Below are 17,343 nucleotides of genomic sequence, written 5' to 3'. Positions count from 1 at the left end.
CTCCAATCTTGAATTTATTAGGGAGTTATTCGACTTACTTCTTCGCCGCGAACAACGCATCGAGCTTCTGCTCGAAGGTGTGGTAGTCGATGCGATCGTAGAGCTCCATGCGGGTTTGCATAGTGTCGATGACGTTCTGTTGCGTGCCGTCGCGGCGGATCGCGGTGTAGACGTTTTCCGCGGCCTTGTTCATGGCACGGAAAGCCGACAGCGGGTACAGCACCAGCGACACGTCGGCAGCGGCGAGTTGCTCGGTGGTATACAGCGGGGTCGCGCCGAATTCGGTGATGTTGGCCAGGATCGGCGCTTTCACGCGGTTGGCGAACAGTTTGTACATGTCCAGTTCGGTGATGGCTTCCGGGAAGATCATGTCGGCGCCGGCCTCGATGCACGCCGCGGCACGATCCAGAGCAGATTCCAGACCTTCCACCGCCAACGCATCGGTGCGGGCCATGATCACGAAGCTGTCGTCGGTGCGCGCATCAACAGCCGCCTTGATCCGGTCGACCATTTCCTGCAGCGACACGATCTCTTTATTAGGACGGTGACCGCAGCGCTTGGCGCCGACCTGGTCTTCGATATGAATCGCCGCCGCGCCGAACTTGATCATCGACTTGACGGTGCGCGCGACGTTGAACGCCGAGGAACCGAAACCGGTGTCCACGTCCACCAGCAGCGGCAGGTCGCACACGTCGGTGATGCGACGCACGTCAGTCAGCACGTCGTCCAGACCGGTGATGCCCAAGTCCGGCACGCCGAGGGAGCCGGCAGCCACCCCGCCACCCGACAGGTAAATAGCCTTGAAACCGGCGCGCTTGGCCAGCAACGCGTGGTTGGCGTTGATCGCGCCGACCACTTGCAGCGGATGTTCGCTGGCGACCGCATCGCGGAAACGCTGGCCTGGAGTGCTCTTGTTGGAACTCATGACTCACCTCGTTCAGTGGCTGTCTGGTTAGCGCCGTCCTGATAGTGACGGGCGATATTGCGTTTGGAGGCGCCGATGTGGCGGCGCATCAACAACTCGGCTAGCTCACCGTCACGGTCGGCGATGGCGTCGAGAATTCGGTGGTGCTCGGCAAAGGCCTGGTGCGGGCGATTGGGTGTGGTGGAAAACTGGATGCGGTACATGCGCACCAGCTGATAGAGCTCGCCGCAGAGCATTTGCGTGAGGGTGCGGTTGCCGCTGCCCTGGATGATCCGGTAATGGAAGTCGAAGTCGCCTTCCTGCTGGTAATAGCCAACGCCTGCCTGAAACGCCTCATCGCGCTCGTGGGTTTCGAGGACCCGGCGCAGTTCGTCGATTTCTTCGACGGTCATGCGCTCGGCCGCCAGGCGGCAAGCCATGCCTTCGAGCGATTCGCGAATCTCGTAGAGTTCCAGCAGCTCGGCATGGCTCAGCGAAACCACCCGCGCCCCGACGTGCGGCACGCGGACCAGCAGGCGCTGGCCTTCCAGACGATGGATCGCCTCGCGCAACGGCCCGCGGCTGATGCCATAGGTACGGGCCAGTTCCGGCTCGGAGATCTTGCTGCCCGGGGCGATCTCGCCTTTGACGATGGCCGCCTGAATACGGCGGAAGACGTTTTCGGACAGCGTCTCCGAATCGTCTTGCGTTATCACCGGGGGATCGAGTTGATCCAGCATATTGTCGACACCTTGAAAGCCAATGCCGCAAAAACTAGCGAAAACAGGCGCAACAGTCAAAGGATAAATAGGTATTGTCGACAATCGTCTAATAACCGACTGCACCACAAGGAAGCAGCCCCTCTGTTTATAGCCGCCTGCCAGCGGTGGCGCCATAAACCCACCGTGCTAGAATGCCGCCCGCATTTGTTTGTGACATCTGCACGGCTTGTCAAAAATAGTTGATAGGCATACGAGGGAGCTTGCGCAGCGATGCCAGGGCCTTGAATCGAAGTACGGACCGCTGCGCACCAGGATTTATGAGACTCAAGCCCTTCCCCACCTTCCTTTATCTTCTTTGCCTGCCCGGTTTCGCCGCGGCGGGGCAAAAGACCGTGTACGGCCTCAACGAGTACGCGTCTCTGAACGGCATCAACCTGGAAGTCGCCGCCAAACTCGACACCGGGGCGAAAACAGCGTCCTTGAGTGCCCGCGATATCAAACGCTTCAAACGCAATGGCGAGTCCTGGGTACGCTTTTATCTGGCCATCGACGCCGCGCATTCGCACCCCATCGAACGGCCACTGGCCCGCGTCAGCAAGATCAAGCGCCGTGCTGGCGACTACGACCCGGATGAAGGCAAGAAATACACCGCTCGTCCGGTGATCGAGCTGGATATCTGCATGGGATCGGCTTTACGCAGCATAGAAGTGAACCTAACTGACCGAAGTGCCTTCCAATATCCGCTGCTGATCGGCTCCGAAGCGCTGAAACGCTTCGACGCGCTGGTCGACCCCAGTCTTAAATACGCTGCTGGCAAACCCGCCTGCGCCACCGACGCACATACCGCAGAGTAATTCCAATGCGCTCTCTTACCCTTCACCTGAAATTCCTGATCGCCATCCTGGTGGTGCTGGGCATTTCAGTTACGGCCTATCAGATTTTCGTGCTCGGCATTCCCGTGACCGAAGACGCCACCGACGACTTGTGGAACATCGACGCCAAGGTCGAGTTCGTCGCCAGTGCCAAAGACCCGGTCAAGATCCAGATGTTCGTGCCGCCGCTGAGCCGCGACTACGTCAGCCTCAACGAGAGTTTCATTTCCAATAACTACGGCGTGGCCGTGAACCGCGTCGACGGCAACCGCAAGGTGACCTGGTCGGCGCGCCGGGCCAAGGGCAATCAGACCCTTTATTACCGCCTGGTGCTGACCAAGCGCTACACCGGCGAAAAATCCAAGGTCAAAGGCCCGACCTTCCGCGACAGCATCGCCGTCGAAGGCGCGGAAAAAGTCGCCGCCGAAGCGCTGCTCGCGCCAATCCGCCAACACTCGGCCGACGTCGAAACCTTCATCGGCGAAGCCATCAAGCGTGTCAACAATCTCAACGACGACAACGTGAAGCTGTTGCTGGGTGGCGATCCGTCCCCTGGACACAAAGCGAAAATCGTCGAGCTGGTGCTGTCCATCGCCCACGTGCCGGTGGAAAAGGTCCACACCATTCGTCTGGTGGCCGACCAGCCGCAAACACCGGAACTCTGGCTGCGCAGTTTCAATGGCACCGACTGGCTGTACTTCAACCCGGAAACCGGCGAACAAGGCCTGCCGACCGACCGCCTGCTGTGGTGGACGGGCGACGAAAACCTGATCACCGTCGATGGCGGCAAGAAAGCCAACGTGACGTTCAGCCTGAACAACAGTGAAATGAACGCGATTCGCCTGGCCAAGCTGACCGACGAAAACACCGACGCCAACTTTCTCGAATACTCGCTGTACGGTCTGCCGCTGCAAACCCAGCAGACCTTCATGATCATGGTGATGATCCCGATCGGCGTGCTGGTGATCCTGATCCTGCGCAACCTGATCGGCTTGCAGACCCTTGGCACCTTTACCCCGGTGCTGATCGCCCTCGCCTTCCGCGAAACCCAGCTCGGCTTCGGCATCGTGCTGTTTACGGTCATCACGGCGCTGGGGCTGTCGCTGCGCTCCTACCTTGAACACTTGAAGTTGCAGATGCTGCCGAGGCTGTCGGTGGTGCTGACGTTCGTGGTGGTGCTGATCGCGGCGATCAGCCTGTTCAGCCATAAACTCGGCCTGGAACGCGGGCTGTCCGTGGCGCTGTTCCCGATGGTGATTCTGACCATGACCATCGAACGCCTGTCGATTACCTGGGAAGAACGCGGTTCCGGGCATGCGATGAAAGTGGCAATCGGTACGCTGTTCGCCGCCGCCCTGGCGCACCTGATCATGAGCGTGCCGGAGCTGGTGTACTTCGTGTTCACCTTCCCGGCGATCCTGCTGATCCTGGTGGGCTTCATGCTGGCGATGGGTCGTTATCGCGGTTACCGCCTGACCGAACTGGTGCGTTTCAAGGCTTTCCTGAAAAAGGCTGACGCCTGATGTTCGGCTTCTGGAAGACCTGGAAGGCCCTGGAAGCCCGGGGCATCATGGGGATCAATCGGCGTAACGCGGACTACGTGCTCAAGTACAACAAGCGCAGCCTGTACCCGATCGTCGATGACAAGATCATCACCAAGGAGCGCGCAATCGCCGCCGGCATTCATGTGCCGGAACTGTATGGCGTGATCTCCACCGAGAAGGAAATCGATAACCTCGACAAGATCATCGGCGGGCGCACCGACTTCGTGATCAAGCCGGCCCAGGGCGCGGGCGGCGACGGCATCATTGTGGTGGCCGACCGTTTCGAGGGCCGTTATCGCACGGTGTCCGGCAAGATCATCAGCCATGAGGAAATCGAGCACCATGTCTCCAGCATCCTCACCGGCCTGTATTCCCTGGGCGGTCACCGCGACCGTGCGCTGATCGAATACCGCGTGATTCCGGACCAGATCTTCAAAAGCATCAGCTACGAAGGCGTGCCGGACATTCGCATCATTGTGTTGATGGGCTATCCGGTGATGGCGATGTTGCGCTTGCCGACGCGCCAGTCCGGCGGCAAGGCCAACCTGCACCAGGGCGCCATCGGCGTCGGCGTCGACCTCGCGACCGGGCAGACTTTGCGCGGCACGTGGCTGAACAACATCATCACCAAACACCCGGACACCACCAATGCGGTGGACGGCGTGCAACTGCCCTACTGGGACGGTTTCATGAAACTCGCTGCCGGCTGTTATGAGCTGTGCGGCTTGGGCTACATCGGTGTCGACATGGTGCTCGACCAGGAAAAGGGCCCGCTGATTCTTGAGCTCAATGCCCGGCCTGGTTTGAATATCCAGATTGCCAACGATTGCGGCCTGACGCTGCGCACCCATGCGGTTGAAGCGCGGCTGGAAGCGCTGAAGGCGCGCGGGGTTGTTGAGACAGTTCAGGAGCGGGTTGAGTTTGTTCAGGAGATGTTTGGGCATATTCCTGCCGTCGAAGGCTGATTTGTGGTGAGGGGATTTATCCCCGTTGGGCAGCGAAGCGGCCCCAGAATCAGGTCTGCTGCGCAGTCCAACGGGGATAAATCCCCTCGCCACAGGTCTCTTGCCAGCCGCTGCTAATCGGTCAGTTCCCGACATCCCCTCTAGGAGCAAATCCTGCAGAGGACTACAATCGCCACCCCGCCTCGATGGCTGATCTGCCCCGCCCATGTTGACCTGTTCCGTACACTCGCTGCCCTATCGCGCCAACCCCGCCGAGTACTTCGCGGCGATTCGTCATGCCCCCGGCGCCGTGCTGCTCGACAGCGGCCGGCCCACCGCTGATCGCGGGCGTTTTGACCTGCTCAGCGCCTGGCCGCTGGAGCAGTTGGCCGTATTACCGGACGAGAGCGGCCTGCATTTCCTGCAACGCCTTCGCGACAACCTGGCGCGACTCGGTCAAGCGACTGCTCCCGATGAGCTGCCGTTCGCCGGTGGCCTGATCGGTTACCTGAGTTATGACTTCGGCCGGCATCTGGAACATCTGCCGAGCCAGGCGCAGGACGACCTGAAACTGCCCGACGCGCGTTTCGGGCTGTATGACTGGGCATTGATCAGCGATCACCAACTGAGCACAAGTCAGTTGGTCTTCCACCCGTCGCTGGTCGACAGCGAGCGCCAGCGCCTGATCGCCTTGTTCAGTCAGCCTGCGGTTGAACCGATCGAGCCGTTCAAGCTGAAAGCGCCAATGAAGGCCGATCTGAGCACCGATGAATATCGCCACGCCCTGGAACGCATTCAGCAATACATTCAGGCCGGCGATTGCTATCAGGTGAACTTCGCCCAGCGCTTCCGGGCTGAATGCCAAGGCGATCCGTGGGCCGCGTATGTCGCACTACGGGCCGCGTGCCCGACACCGTTTTCCGGTTTCCAGAGCCTGCCCGACGGCGGCGCGGTGTTGAGCCTGTCTCCTGAGCGCTTCGTCAAAGTCAGCGAACGTCACGTGGAAACCCGCCCGATCAAAGGCACCCGCCCGCGCGGCCTGACGACTGCCGAAGACGCCGCCAACGCCGCCGAACTGCTGGCCAGCCCCAAGGATCGTGCGGAAAACCTGATGATCGTCGACCTGCTGCGCAACGACCTCGGCCGCACCTGCCGCATCGGTTCGGTGCGGGTACCGGAGTTGTTCAGCCTGGAAAGCTATCCAAACGTGCATCATCTGGTGAGCAGCGTGACTGGCGAGCTGGCGGATGACCGGGACGCGCTGGACCTGATCGCCGGCAGTTTCCCGGGCGGCTCGATTACCGGTGCGCCGAAGATTCGGGCCATGCAAATCATCGACGAACTGGAGCCGACCCGGCGTGGGTTGTATTGCGGTTCGTTGCTGTACCTGGACGTGCGCGGCGAGATGGACAGCTCCATCGCCATTCGCAGTTTACTGGTCAAGGATGGGCAGGTGTGCTGCTGGGGCGGTGGCGGGATTGTTGCGGACTCGGAGTGGCAGGCTGAGTATCAGGAGTCGATTACCAAGGTGAAGGTCCTGCTCGACACCCTGCAAAACCTTTGATTCCGGGCTTTTGTGGCGAGGGAGCTTGCTCCCGCTGGGGTGCGAAGCGCCCCCAAAACCAGGCACAGCGCATCGTCAGATAGAACGCATGCGCCGCATTGACGACTGCTGCGCAGCCGAGCGGGAGCAAGCTCCCTCGCCACAGGTTGTGCTTACAGACTTAGGGCCCGATTCGAAGCCTTGATGAACTCCTGCTTCAAATCCTCAAAGCTGTGCACCGCTGGAAACTGCGGAAACTCGCGAATCACATTGTCCGGAGCGTGAAACAGAATCCCCGCATCCGCCTCACCCAGCATGGTGGTGTCGTTGTAGGAATCCCCCGCTGCAATCACCCGGTAATACAGACTCTTGAACGCCAGCACCGACTGCCGCTTCGGATCTTTCTGACGCAACTGATAGCTCGTCACCCGCCCTGAATCGTCGGTAATCAGGCGATGGCACAGCAACGTCGGGAACCCTAGCTGACGCATCAGCGGCTGGGAGAACTCGTAGAACGTGTCCGACAGAATCACCACCTGAAAGCGCTCACGCAGCCAGTTGACGAACTCGATGGCGCCGTCCAGCGGCTTCAGCGTGGCGATCACTTCCTGAATGTCAGTGAGTTTCAAGCCGTGTTCGTCGAGAATCCGCAGGCGCTGCTTCATCAGCACGTCGTAGTCGGGAATGTCCCGGGTGGTCGCCCTCAGGGATTCAATACCGGTTTTTTCAGCGAACGCGATCCAGATTTCCGGGACCAGTACACCTTCGAGATCCAGACAGGCAATTTCCACAAGACACTCCCATTTGTATTGATTATTGAGTCGAGCGAGTAAAAGGACTGCCGAACTCTAGCGACTCAAGCTGCACCGCGCAACGCAGAGGGCGCGCCAGGCGTTGCAGGATTTTGTTACCATCGGCCCTATATAGAGCGCCCAGCGCCACCGACCTGTAGGAAGCCGCCCTGATGAGCCCATCGTTCGATGTCGTGGAACTCGCCACGACCTATGCCAACAAATCCGCCCAGGACATCCTGAAACTCGCGTTTGCCGAGTTTGGCGATGACCTGTGGATATCTTTCAGCGGCGCCGAGGACGTGGTGCTGGTGGACATGGCCTGGAAGCTGAACAAGAACGTCAAGGTGTTCAGCCTCGACACCGGCCGCTTGCATCCGGAGACCTACCGCTTCATCGATCAAGTGCGTGAGCACTACAAGATCAACATCGAACTGGTGTCGCCGGACTACACGAAACTTGAACCGTTCGTGAAGGAAAAAGGCCTGTTCAGTTTCTACAAGGACGGCCACGGCGAGTGCTGCGGCATCCGCAAGATCGAGCCGCTGCGCCGCAAGCTGTCGGGCGTGAGCGCCTGGGCCACCGGCCAGCGTCGGGACCAGAGCCCGGGTACCCGCAGTGCTGTGGCGGTGATGGAAATCGACACCGCCTTCTCCACCCCGGAACGCACCCTGTACAAGTTCAACCCGCTGGCGCAGATGACCAGCGAAGAGATCTGGGGTTACATCCGCATGCTCGAACTGCCGTACAACAGCCTGCACGAGCGCGGCTTCATCAGCATTGGCTGCGAACCCTGCACCCGCCCGGTGCTGCCAAACCAGCACGAACGTGAAGGCCGTTGGTGGTGGGAAGAAGCGACGCAGAAAGAATGCGGGTTGCATGCGGGGAATATCATCAGCAAATCCAAGGCATAACCTCCAGCCTTGTGGAGATCCAAATGTGGGAGCGGGCTTGCTCGCGAATAGAGCGTCTCAGTCGACATCAGCGTTTGCTGAGACACCGCTTTCGCGAGCAAGCCCGTTCCCACAGGTTCTGTGACCTGCCTCAAAGATGTGTACACAAATATCACCATAGGTGCCATTTTTGTGTGCACTTTTCATTTGTGCGCCCCAAAAAGTTACATCCTCTTTTCCTGACTTCCCCAGTCGAGCTTTCCCACATCCTCCGACGGAAAATAAATACCTGTTCAACCGGTCAATTTATATCGCCTTTTTTTCAGTCACTTATTGTGATCCATCAACAAAACGAAATTAGAAGCGATTTTCATAGATCCGTATCTGGCATGGATCTGGCTTAAGCGCATACATTCTTTGTATACAATCATTTAAAAACATACACACACTTAGATCCGTAAGTCCGGCCTCGGCGCCCTGCTCGGCCGCTGTACGGTCGACTACTGGCTTGTACGAAAAGGCCAGATCAACGTGCCGTAGTTGTACAGCGAAGAAGGATTTTCCATGCGAATACTCGTGGTCAACGTCAACACCACCGAATCCATCACCCAGGCCATCGCTCGTTCCGCACAAGCCGTGGCCGCGCCGGGTACCGAAATCATTGGTCTGACGCCCTACTTCGGCGCCGACTCCGTCGAGGGCAATTTCGAAAGCTATCTGGCCGCCATCGCGGTGATGGACCGGGTGATGGCTTACGATCAACCCTTCGACGCCGTGATCCAGGCCGGTTATGGCGAGCACGGTCGCGAAGGTTTGCAGGAATTGCTCAACGTACCGGTGGTGGACATTACCGATGCGGCGGCCAGCACAGCGATGTTCCTGGGCCATGCTTACTCGGTGGTCACCACGCTGGACCGCACCGTGCCCCTGATCGAGGATCGACTGAAACTGTCCGGATTGTGGGACCGCTGCGCGTCGGTGCGGGCCAGTGGTCTGGCGGTGCTTGAATTGGAATCTGACCCGCAACGGGCGCTGGAAGCGATTGTTCGTCAGGCGGAATTGGCGGTATTGGAGGACAAGGCCGAAGTGATTTGCCTGGGCTGTGGAGGGATGGCCGGGCTGGATGAACAGATTCGCCAGCGCACCGGGGTTCCGGTGGTGGATGGGGTCACGGCGGCAGTGACAATTGCCGAGTCGCTGGTGCGGTTGGGGTTGTCCACGTCGAAGGTCAGGACTTATGCGACACCGCGGCCGAAAAACATTATTGGTTGGCCGGGGCGGTTCGGCAGGTAGACCGCGTTATTGTTCTTCGCGGGCAAGCCTCCCTACACGGGAACTGTGTCGTTCACAAATTCCCTGTAGGAATGAGCCTGCTCGCGAAGGCTGCGACTCGGTCCAAAGCCAGGCTCAAACCGCACTGAACCGCCGCCCCAACCCCTGCTCCGCAAACAGCTCAATAATGAAATCCACAAACGCCCGGGTCTTGCCCGGCAGCAGTTTGTGTTCTGCGTAATAGATAGAAATATTGCCGTCGTCGACATACCAGTCAGGTAACACCCGTTGTAACGTCCCGGCCTCCAGATACTGCACAGCAAACGGCATGCTCACCAATGCAATGCCCAACCCCTGGGCCGCCGTCGCGCACGCCGCTTCCGAATCGCTCATGGTCATTCGCGCCTTGAGCGTCAGCGGGTTGTGTTGCTGAGTGCGACTGGTCAATTGCCAGGAACGCACACGGCCTGTCTGTGGGGAGCGAATCAGGATGCCATCGTGGTCCTTGAGTTGATCGGGCTCGACGATCACAGGCCGCGCAGCCAGATAATCCGTTGATGCCACCAACACCCGATGCGCCGGGGTCAGCTTGCGCGCCACCACGCCCTGCGGCAGTTCGAATCCCCCACCGATCGCCGCATCGAAACCCTGAGCGATAAGATCGACCTGACGGTTATCGAAATGCCAGTCCGGGTTGATCGCCGGAAAACGCCGAAGAAACTCACCCAGCAAGGGCACGATATATAGACGCCCGAACACCGTACCCATGCTGACCTTCAGTGTTCCCGCCGGCCGCCCTTCGGCGCTGGCGAGGTTAGCCACCGCATTCTGAATCGTGTGCAGGCTGGAACTGACTTCGCCGAGAAACAGATGACCGGCCTCAGTCAGCGTCAGGCTGCGCGTGCTGCGCTGGAACAGCCGCACACCCAGTCGGGCCTCGAGCTTGGCGACACTTTTGCCCACCGCCGCCGGGGTCAGGCTCAAGCGTCGCGCGGCTTCGGCGAAGCTGCCAACCTCGGCGCTGCGCACGAAGCATTCGATACTGCTGAAGGTTTCCATAGGCACCACTATAAACTTCTGGTTTACACAGACTATCGCAATTGCCGTCTACTCAGCGTGTAATCCTCAATCAATACTAGGCTCCATCAACCGAGACAATCTCGCCTCGGGACTCTGGAGATCGACATGACTACTCAGAACCTCAGCGGCAAAGTGGCTTTGATTCAAGGCGGGTCCCGCGGCATCGGCGCAGCCATTGTCCAGCGCCTGGCTGCTGAAGGCGCGACCGTTGCCTTCACTTACGTCAGTTCCACAGCCAAAGCCGAAGCCTTGCAAAACAGCATCATCGGTAACGGCGGCAAAGCCCTCGCCATCAAGGCTGACAGCGCCGACGCCGAGGCCATTCGCAATGCCGTGAACGCCACCGTAGAAGCCTTTGGCCGCCTGGACATCCTCGTCAACAACGCCGGCGTGCTGGCTGTTGCGCCACTGGAGGATTTCAAACTCGAAGATTTCGACCAGACATTGGCCATCAACGTGCGCAGCGTGTTCATCGCCACCCAGGCCGCCGCCAAACACATGACTGAAGGCGGTCGCATCATCAACATCGGCAGCACCAACGCCGACCGCATGCCCTTCGCCGGTGGCGGCCCGTACGCCATGAGTAAATCAGCACTGGTTGGCCTGACCAAAGGCCTGGCCCGCGACTTGGGCCCACGCGGCATCACCATCAACAACGTGCAACCGGGCCCGGTCGACACCGACATGAACCCGGCCAGTGGCGACTTCGCCGAGAGCCTGATCCCGCTGATGGCGGTGGGTCGCTACGGCAAATCCGAAGAAATCGCCAGCTTCGTTGCCTACCTGGTAGGGCCGGAAGCCGGTTACATCACCGGGGCGAGCCTGACCATCGACGGTGGTTTTGGCGCCTGATGCTTTAAACGCAAACCAAATGTGGGAGCGGGCTTACTCGCGAAAGCGTAGTGTCAGGCGACATTGATGTTGTCTGACACTCCCTCTTTGCGAGCAAGCCCGCTCCCACATTGATCGTCGTTAAGTCCATTCGAGGGCAGGCAAACCACAAGCACTCGGTTTGAACGCCTTCAACGTACGAAGAATCCCATCGGCGTGTGCGTACTTTTCGTCAGCCATCGCCGCATCGGGAATCGCAATCGCCGTCATCCCCGCTGCTTTCGCTGCCGTAACCCCGAACGGCGAATCTTCGAACACCAGGCAATCTTCAGGCGCAACGCCCAAGCGCCGCGCTGCCGTCAGAAAGATGTCCGGCGCCGGTTTGGCCGCGCCGACTTCAGGGTCATCGGCCGTCACAATAAAATCGAACAGCGCGAACCAGTCGCGATGCAAGGTGGTTTTCTGGCCGAACGACTGGCGCGAAGAACTGGTGCCAACCGCAATCGGGATGTTGTTGGCTTTCAAGTGCCGGACCAGTTCCTCGGCGCCGGGCATCGCCAGCGCTTGCGGAAAACGCTCGCGCATCAGCGGCTCGCGAATCACCAGAAACTCTTCGGCGGTGATGGGCAGCTCCAGCGCCTCGACCACGTACCGCGCCAGATCACCCGCGCCACGACCGATGATGTTCTGTTTGATGCTCCAGTCGAAAACCCGACCGTAACGCGCAGCAATCAGGGATGTAACCTCGGTATAGATGCCCTCGGTGTCCAGCAGCAAGCCGTCCATATCGAAAATCACGGCCTTGATCGGGCCGAATTCATTCAGCGGTGCATTCATCGCATCTGATCCGTTTTCTAATGACATCCCAGAGGCGGCTCAGGTGCGGCCGGGTCCGTGATCGATTAAAGGATTCAGCAGCATAGCGAGCGCGACGACCATCGAGCAACGGGCAATGCCTGACAGATACAAAAAGTGCTCGTCGTCATTTAGCGATTTTCCCTACATAAAACGCCTCTTTTCCCGACTTCTTTACCCGTTGATCCCAAGCAAAGTCTCGCGCTCAAACTTGATCTGCGCGAGGGACTGCGAATGTTCGTACCTGACAAGGTACTGGCCTTGAATAACGCCATTGGCCTGCTGGTGGTCGCCGCCATGGACCCCGAGCAGCCGAACGTCGAAGCATTGCTCAGTGACTTTCGGCTTTGCCTCAATGACTACGACGCCTGGGCTGAAAGTTTCTGGACCGGCCAGTCGCTGGATGTCGAGCAGGTGTTCAAGGTCGGTCACGACGTTCGCCTGGCCGCGCCGAAAAACTCCACCACTCCCGTCAGCTCCACCGTCGCCGCGTGCCCGGCAGCGGGTCCCCTGACACTGGTGCACATGTTCGACGCCGCGCGGTTCGTGCCGATCGGCAACACCCCGGTGATGCTTGAGCCTTTGAACGCTGACGGTACTTTCGGCGAGCCGGTTTACGACGAGATCGGCCCCAGCGGCATCCTCGAAATCCCAGAGTGCGAGCGCAGCCTGCGTTACCGCATCACCTTCTTCCCGAATGTTTCCGCCGAGCATGTCAAAGCGCTCTACGCCTCCTATCAAGGCGTCATCAGCGATCTGGAAGGCTGGCTGCGCAACGAGTGGACGACTGAGTTCGAACCCTCGTGGGCCGAGTTCGCCGAGGCCGGTTTCATCAAGCGCTACGGCCTTCTGCAGCAGGCTGACTGGCTTGGTTTCGAGACTACATTGAACGGGTTGTGGGATGACGTGAAGCAGATCTACGCGCTGATCGCAAACCTGCAGGCCAACAGTGAAAAGCTCCTTGAATACCTGACCGAAACCGAACTTGAAACACTGCTGCAGGCTTCGGCGGAGTCCATCGCCAACCTGCTGCTGGTGTTGAGTGATGAGCCGCTGATGTTCATTCATCTGGCGGCGATTACCAGTTGGCTGAGGATGTTGCCGCCGCAGTTCATTGCCGAAGTCGTGGCGCAGATTCGCACAGGAATATTGATCGGCTTCCTGCTGGCGCGCTTCACAGGTGCTGCCGGATTGAAGTTCGGCATCAGCGCGAAGGTGCTGGACAAGGTCAAATCCGACCGCGCGCGCAACTGGCTGGCCGCCGCGAGCCTGAGGTTGGCCGGGCTTGGCACCAGGTCCGACCTGACGACCCACGCGGGCGTACTCAAACCCCTCGCAGTCAATGTCCGAAATGCTCCTCTGAACCCCGCGCCCGCCGTGCCGTTACAGATCAGCACGGGCACTACGCCGGTTTTGTTAGTGAAAAACCCGGTTGCCATTGCTCGTGACAAATCCGCCGCCATGACCCGACTGGGCCGGCAGGAGCACCGTGACGACGTTCCCGATCAAGCGAAAAACCCCAACGGCGACAGCGCCGATTGCGGGCTGTTGACCTGTACCAACGGTTGCCCGGTGTCGATGGTCACCGGCGAAGAATTGCTGACCCTCGACGACGGATCGCTGAACGGTTTGCTGCCGTTTGCGTTTACCCGGTTGTACCGAACCAGCGCCGTGGAACTCGATTGCGGGCTGGGCCGGGGCTGGAGTCATTCACTGGCACATCGGCTGGAACTGGACGCAGAACACGTCGTCTGGACCGACCATGAAAACCGTCGTACGACGTTTCCGCAGCCCAGTCTTTCGCGTCCGGCAATTCATAACAGCCTGTCGCGGGCCGCGATTTACCTGGGAAACAAGCCTGAAGAATTGGTGGTCGCACTGGCCGGTGCAGAGGTGCGGTTTTATCACTTTGTGAATGGTCGGCTGACGACCATCAGTGATGCCTACGACAACCGGCTGCACATCACCCGCGACCGCCAGGATCGCATTCAACGCATCGACAACGGCGCAGGCCGTTCACTTCTGTTGCGTTACGAGCGCAGGCACATCGTGGCGGTCGAGTATCAGTCGTTTCACCCCGCGGAGGGATTGGTGGATGCCTGGCATACAGAGCAAACGCTGATTGCCTACCGTTACGACGCCCGACACCGCCTGATCGAAGCGACCAATGCTGCCGGCGAAGCCGAACGGTACGACTACGACGATCAACACGTGATTCTGCAGCGGCAACTGGCCGGTGGGGCCAGTTTCTTTTGGGAGTGGGAAAGGTCCGGCAAAGCCGCCAGATGCGTCAGGCACCGGGCGACTTTTTCACAGATGGATACACGCTATGTCTGGGACGACGACGGCGGGGTTCTGGTTAAAAACGCCGATGGTAGTGAAGAGGTCTATGTCCATGACGATAAAGCGCGATTGGTGCGTCGGGTCGAGCCGGATGGCGGCGAGTATCTAAAGGCATACGACCCAAAAGGCCAGTTGATTGCCGAGCAGGGGCCGCTGGGGGCGACTACTGAATACCGCTACGACGAGATTGGCCGGCTGATTGCGCTGATTCCTCCTGAAGAAGAGCCAACGTCCTACGAATATCGCAACGGTTTCCTGCATGCGCGATATCACGGCAAAGCGGTGTGGAAATACCAACGTAATGCTCAGGGTGATGTCACCGAGGCAATCGACCCCGACGGCCACATCACTCACTACCACTACGATGCTCGAGGACGGTTGCTGTCTATCCGCTACCCAGACAACAGCCGTCATGTGTTCATGTGGGATGCAATCGGGCAACTGATCGAAGAAACGTTGCCGAACAGTAGTCAGCGGCGTTTTTCCTACGATGTATTGGGCCGGCAGATTACTCGTCAGGACGAACACGGCGCCGTCACTCAACACCAATGGGACGCCGTTGGCCGACTGATCAGGACGGTGAATCCTACCGGCGCCAGCCGCGCGTTCAGCTACAACGCCTACGGCAAGATCACCGCCGAACGCGATGAGCTGGGGCGCGTCACCCGTTTTGAATACGACAATGACTTGCACCTGGTCAGTCGCCGGATCAACCCCGACGGCACGCAGTTGCGCTATCGCTACGACAATGCACGGCTGCTACTGACGGACATCGAAAACGAATCCGGCGAACACTATCGGCTGGACTACACGCCCGGTGGATTGATCCGACAGGAAACCGGCTTCGATGGCCGACGCACGGCGTATGCCTACGACCTCAATGGTCATCTCCTGGAAAAAGCCGAATTCGGCGATGACGGCTCGCAGCTGTTTACGAGCTACCAACGGGATGCGGCCGGACGCCTGCTGGTCAAAAACCTGCCCGATGGCGTCAACGTCGAATATCGCTATGACAGCCTCGGCCGATTGGCCAGCGTCGATGACGGTCACGACCATCCGCTGGAGTTCGCGTACGACAAGCACAATCGGCTGATCACCGAGCATCAGGGTTGGGGCACGTTGCGCTACGGCTACGACGCTTGCGGCAAGCTCAACCATTTGCGTCTGCCGGACAACAGCAAGCTCGACTATCACCACGCCAAAGGCGGTGTGCTGACAGCCATCGATCTCAACGGCACACGCCTTACAAGCCATACGTATAAAGCCGGCCGCGAGCTGCAGCGTCAGCAAGGCATGTTGTCGAGCCAATACGACTACGATGAACAGGGTCGTCTGAAAGCCCACGCTATCAGCCACCCCCAGCAACAGCTGTATCGCCGCGACTATGCCTACAGCGCCAACGGCAATCTCGAACACATCGCCGACACCCGTCATGGCCAACGCAGCTATCAATACGATCCGCTTGACCGCCTGATCCGCGTCCGCCACTCCCGCGACCAACAACCCGAAAGCTTCGCCCACGACCCCGCCGGCAACCTGCTGATGCAGGACCGGCCCGGGCCGGCCACCCTCAAAGGCAATCGCCTGCTGATGCAAGGCGATCGCCATTTCGACTATGACGCCTTCGGCAACCTGATCCGCGAACGCCGCGGCACCGCACAAAAACTCGTCACCGAATACCGCTACGACTGCCAGCATCGATTAATCGGCGCCACGCTCCCGAACGGCAGCACCGCCAGCTACCACTACGACGCCTTCGGCCGCCGCATCAGCAAAACCGTCGACGGCAAAACCACCGAGTTTTTCTGGCAAGGCGACAATCTCGTCGCCGAAAGTGGCATCGAGCATTACCGCAGTTACGTCTACGAACCGGGCACCTTCCGCCCACTGGCCATGCTCGACAGCAGAGGGCCACGCCAGGCCTGCCCGTTCTACTACCAACTCGACCACCTCGGTACACCGCAAGAACTCACCGACTACAGCGGCGACATCATCTGGGCCGCGCAATACACGACCTACGGCCGCCTGACTCGCCTCAATCGTGATACCCATCAGGTTCTGGATCAGCCGCTGAGGTTTCAGGGGCAGTACTTCGATGCGGAGACGGGGCTGCACTACAACCGGCACCGGTATTACAACCCGGATGTGGGACGGTATCTGACGCCGGATCCGAGCAAGTTGGCGGGTGGGTTAAACGGGTATCAGTACACGCGCAATCCGACGGGGTGGGTTGATCCGTTGGGGTTGAGTGAGTGTCCTGGAGGGGATGGGTGTAAGAGGCCTTCGTTTGGGGATGAGGATCCGGCGGGGACAGTTAAGGTTGATGAAGGTGAGCCCAGCCCCCCGTCCCCTAAACCCAAAAACCGTTACTTATATCGCGGCGATTCACGGGAATCTTGGGAGATATTTGAGGCTGGCTTTGAGCCCTTGGGAGACAGCATGGACCTCTATTTACACGCACTGGACAATCGAAGCCCTCCCAGCTTCTTTGTCAGCACTTCAACCTCAGAAAAGGAAGCTATAAAGTTTGCAACGGGCTACGGGTATGAAGACGGCTTCGTCTATGTAATAAAAAATATTAGCGGGATAGATGTGAATAAAAAACTGGGCATAATTTCGCCACATAGAGGTGAGGTTGAAATAGCTTTGCCTGGAGGAGTAGACAGTCGAGACATTCTCGGCGTCACCCCCGTCAACGCCGATGGCAGCTATAAGGGCTACTCAACCCCTAACCCACGCAGGAAGTGAT

The 17,343-nt window shown here is 59.2% G+C and carries 13 protein-coding genes; 8 read left to right on the top strand and 5 right to left on the bottom strand.

Annotated features, from left to right (window positions below):
- Positions 1 to 34: 34 nt before the first annotated feature.
- Together prpB and ACA060_RS09145 are read right to left on the bottom strand one after the other, a co-directional pair.
- Complete coding sequence (gene prpB / locus ACA060_RS09150) at positions 35 to 925, bottom strand: methylisocitrate lyase (RefSeq protein ID WP_010456549.1); 891 nt, start codon at positions 923 to 925, stop codon at positions 35 to 37.
- Positions 922 to 1,641, bottom strand: coding sequence for a GntR family transcriptional regulator (locus ACA060_RS09145; protein WP_178082343.1), 720 nt, complete (start codon positions 1,639 to 1,641; stop codon positions 922 to 924). Before ACA060_RS09145 ends, prpB begins: the two co-directional genes overlap by 4 nt.
- 302 nt (positions 1,642 to 1,943) lie before the next feature.
- Here ACA060_RS09145 and rloA point away from each other — a divergent pair, with 302 nt between their 5' ends.
- The 4 genes from rloA to pabB all read left to right on the top strand — a co-directional run bounded on the left by rloA (position 1,944) and on the right by pabB (position 6,550).
- Positions 1,944 to 2,480: a retropepsin-like aspartic peptidase RloA gene (gene rloA, locus ACA060_RS09140; RefSeq protein WP_497316738.1), complete on the top strand. Its 537-nt coding sequence runs from the start codon at positions 1,944 to 1,946 to the stop codon at positions 2,478 to 2,480.
- A gap of 5 nt (positions 2,481 to 2,485) precedes the next feature.
- Positions 2,486 to 4,021: an osmotic stress tolerance membrane protein RloB gene (gene rloB / locus ACA060_RS09135; RefSeq protein WP_109628827.1), complete on the top strand. Its 1,536-nt coding sequence runs from the start codon at positions 2,486 to 2,488 to the stop codon at positions 4,019 to 4,021.
- The gene (locus tag ACA060_RS09130) at positions 4,021 to 5,007 is read left to right on the top strand and encodes an alpha-L-glutamate ligase-like protein (protein ID WP_109628825.1); all 987 of its coding nucleotides are present in this window, start codon (positions 4,021 to 4,023) and stop codon (positions 5,005 to 5,007) included. The genes rloB and ACA060_RS09130 overlap by 1 nt, the downstream gene beginning before the upstream one ends.
- A 205-nt stretch (positions 5,008 to 5,212) precedes the next feature.
- Positions 5,213 to 6,550 carry an aminodeoxychorismate synthase component I gene (pabB, locus tag ACA060_RS09125; RefSeq protein WP_497316736.1) on the top strand — a complete coding sequence of 446 codons (1,338 nt, stop codon included), beginning with the start codon at positions 5,213 to 5,215 and terminating at the stop codon, positions 6,548 to 6,550.
- Positions 6,551 to 6,702: 152 nt separating this feature from the next.
- On the opposite strand, the gene thrH is transcribed toward pabB, so the two are convergent.
- Positions 6,703 to 7,320, bottom strand: coding sequence for a bifunctional phosphoserine phosphatase/homoserine phosphotransferase ThrH (thrH, locus tag ACA060_RS09120; protein ID WP_109628821.1), 618 nt, complete (start codon positions 7,318 to 7,320; stop codon positions 6,703 to 6,705).
- Between the two features lie 173 nt (positions 7,321 to 7,493).
- On the opposite strand from thrH, the gene ACA060_RS09115 reads away from it, so the two are divergent.
- Both ACA060_RS09115 and ACA060_RS09110 read left to right on the top strand, forming a co-directional pair.
- Complete coding sequence (locus ACA060_RS09115; protein ID WP_497316734.1) at positions 7,494 to 8,234, top strand: phosphoadenylyl-sulfate reductase; 741 nt, start codon at positions 7,494 to 7,496, stop codon at positions 8,232 to 8,234.
- 543 nt (positions 8,235 to 8,777) lie between these two features.
- Positions 8,778 to 9,506, top strand: coding sequence for an aspartate/glutamate racemase family protein (locus ACA060_RS09110; RefSeq protein WP_497316732.1), 729 nt, complete (start codon positions 8,778 to 8,780; stop codon positions 9,504 to 9,506).
- Between the two features lie 114 nt (positions 9,507 to 9,620).
- Here ACA060_RS09110 and ACA060_RS09105 read toward each other — a convergent pair whose 3' ends face one another.
- A complete protein-coding gene (locus ACA060_RS09105; protein WP_497316730.1) occupies positions 9,621 to 10,544 on the bottom strand; it encodes a LysR family transcriptional regulator in 924 nt (307 codons plus the stop codon).
- Positions 10,545 to 10,670: 126 nt separating this feature from the next.
- Here ACA060_RS09105 and ACA060_RS09100 point away from each other — a divergent pair, with 126 nt between their 5' ends.
- Positions 10,671 to 11,417 (top strand): 3-oxoacyl-ACP reductase family protein, encoded by a 747-nt coding sequence (locus ACA060_RS09100; RefSeq protein ID WP_109628812.1) that lies wholly within the window; start codon positions 10,671 to 10,673, stop codon positions 11,415 to 11,417.
- Positions 11,418 to 11,537: 120 nt separating this feature from the next.
- Here the strand turns inward: ACA060_RS09100 and ACA060_RS09095 are convergent, their stop codons facing one another.
- Entirely contained in the window at positions 11,538 to 12,233 is a 696-nt protein-coding gene (locus ACA060_RS09095) for an HAD-IA family hydrolase (protein ID WP_109628810.1), read from the bottom strand.
- Positions 12,234 to 12,485: 252 nt separating this feature from the next.
- Between ACA060_RS09095 and ACA060_RS09090 the strand changes: the two genes are divergently transcribed.
- The gene (locus ACA060_RS09090) at positions 12,486 to 17,342 is read left to right on the top strand and encodes an RHS repeat-associated core domain-containing protein (RefSeq protein WP_497316727.1); all 4,857 of its coding nucleotides are present in this window, start codon (positions 12,486 to 12,488) and stop codon (positions 17,340 to 17,342) included.
- Position 17,343: the final 1 nt, after the last annotated feature.

It is taken from the genome of Pseudomonas sp. LBUM1671 (genome assembly GCF_059695685.1).
The sequence above is the reverse complement of the archived record's forward strand: the minus strand, read 5'-3'. Positions and strand labels throughout refer to the sequence as shown.

Excerpts from the sequence above, each read along its gene's own strand:
- prpB (WP_010456549.1), bottom strand. The coding sequence starts at position 925 with ATGAGTTCCAACAAGAGCACTCCAGGCCAGCGTTTCCGCGATGCGGTC.
- rloA (WP_497316738.1), top strand. The coding sequence starts at position 1,944 with ATGAGACTCAAGCCCTTCCCCACCTTCCTTTATCTTCTTTGCCTGCCC.
- rloB (WP_109628827.1), top strand. The coding sequence starts at position 2,486 with ATGCGCTCTCTTACCCTTCACCTGAAATTCCTGATCGCCATCCTGGTG.
- ACA060_RS09130 (WP_109628825.1), top strand. The coding sequence starts at position 4,021 with ATGTTCGGCTTCTGGAAGACCTGGAAGGCCCTGGAAGCCCGGGGCATC.
- pabB (WP_497316736.1), top strand. The coding sequence starts at position 5,213 with ATGTTGACCTGTTCCGTACACTCGCTGCCCTATCGCGCCAACCCCGCC.
- ACA060_RS09115 (WP_497316734.1), top strand. The coding sequence starts at position 7,494 with ATGAGCCCATCGTTCGATGTCGTGGAACTCGCCACGACCTATGCCAAC.
- ACA060_RS09110 (WP_497316732.1), top strand. The coding sequence starts at position 8,778 with ATGCGAATACTCGTGGTCAACGTCAACACCACCGAATCCATCACCCAG.
- ACA060_RS09105 (WP_497316730.1), bottom strand. The coding sequence starts at position 10,544 with ATGGAAACCTTCAGCAGTATCGAATGCTTCGTGCGCAGCGCCGAGGTT.
- ACA060_RS09100 (WP_109628812.1), top strand. The coding sequence starts at position 10,671 with ATGACTACTCAGAACCTCAGCGGCAAAGTGGCTTTGATTCAAGGCGGG.
- ACA060_RS09095 (WP_109628810.1), bottom strand. The coding sequence starts at position 12,233 with ATGAATGCACCGCTGAATGAATTCGGCCCGATCAAGGCCGTGATTTTC.
- ACA060_RS09090 (WP_497316727.1), top strand. The coding sequence starts at position 12,486 with ATGTTCGTACCTGACAAGGTACTGGCCTTGAATAACGCCATTGGCCTG.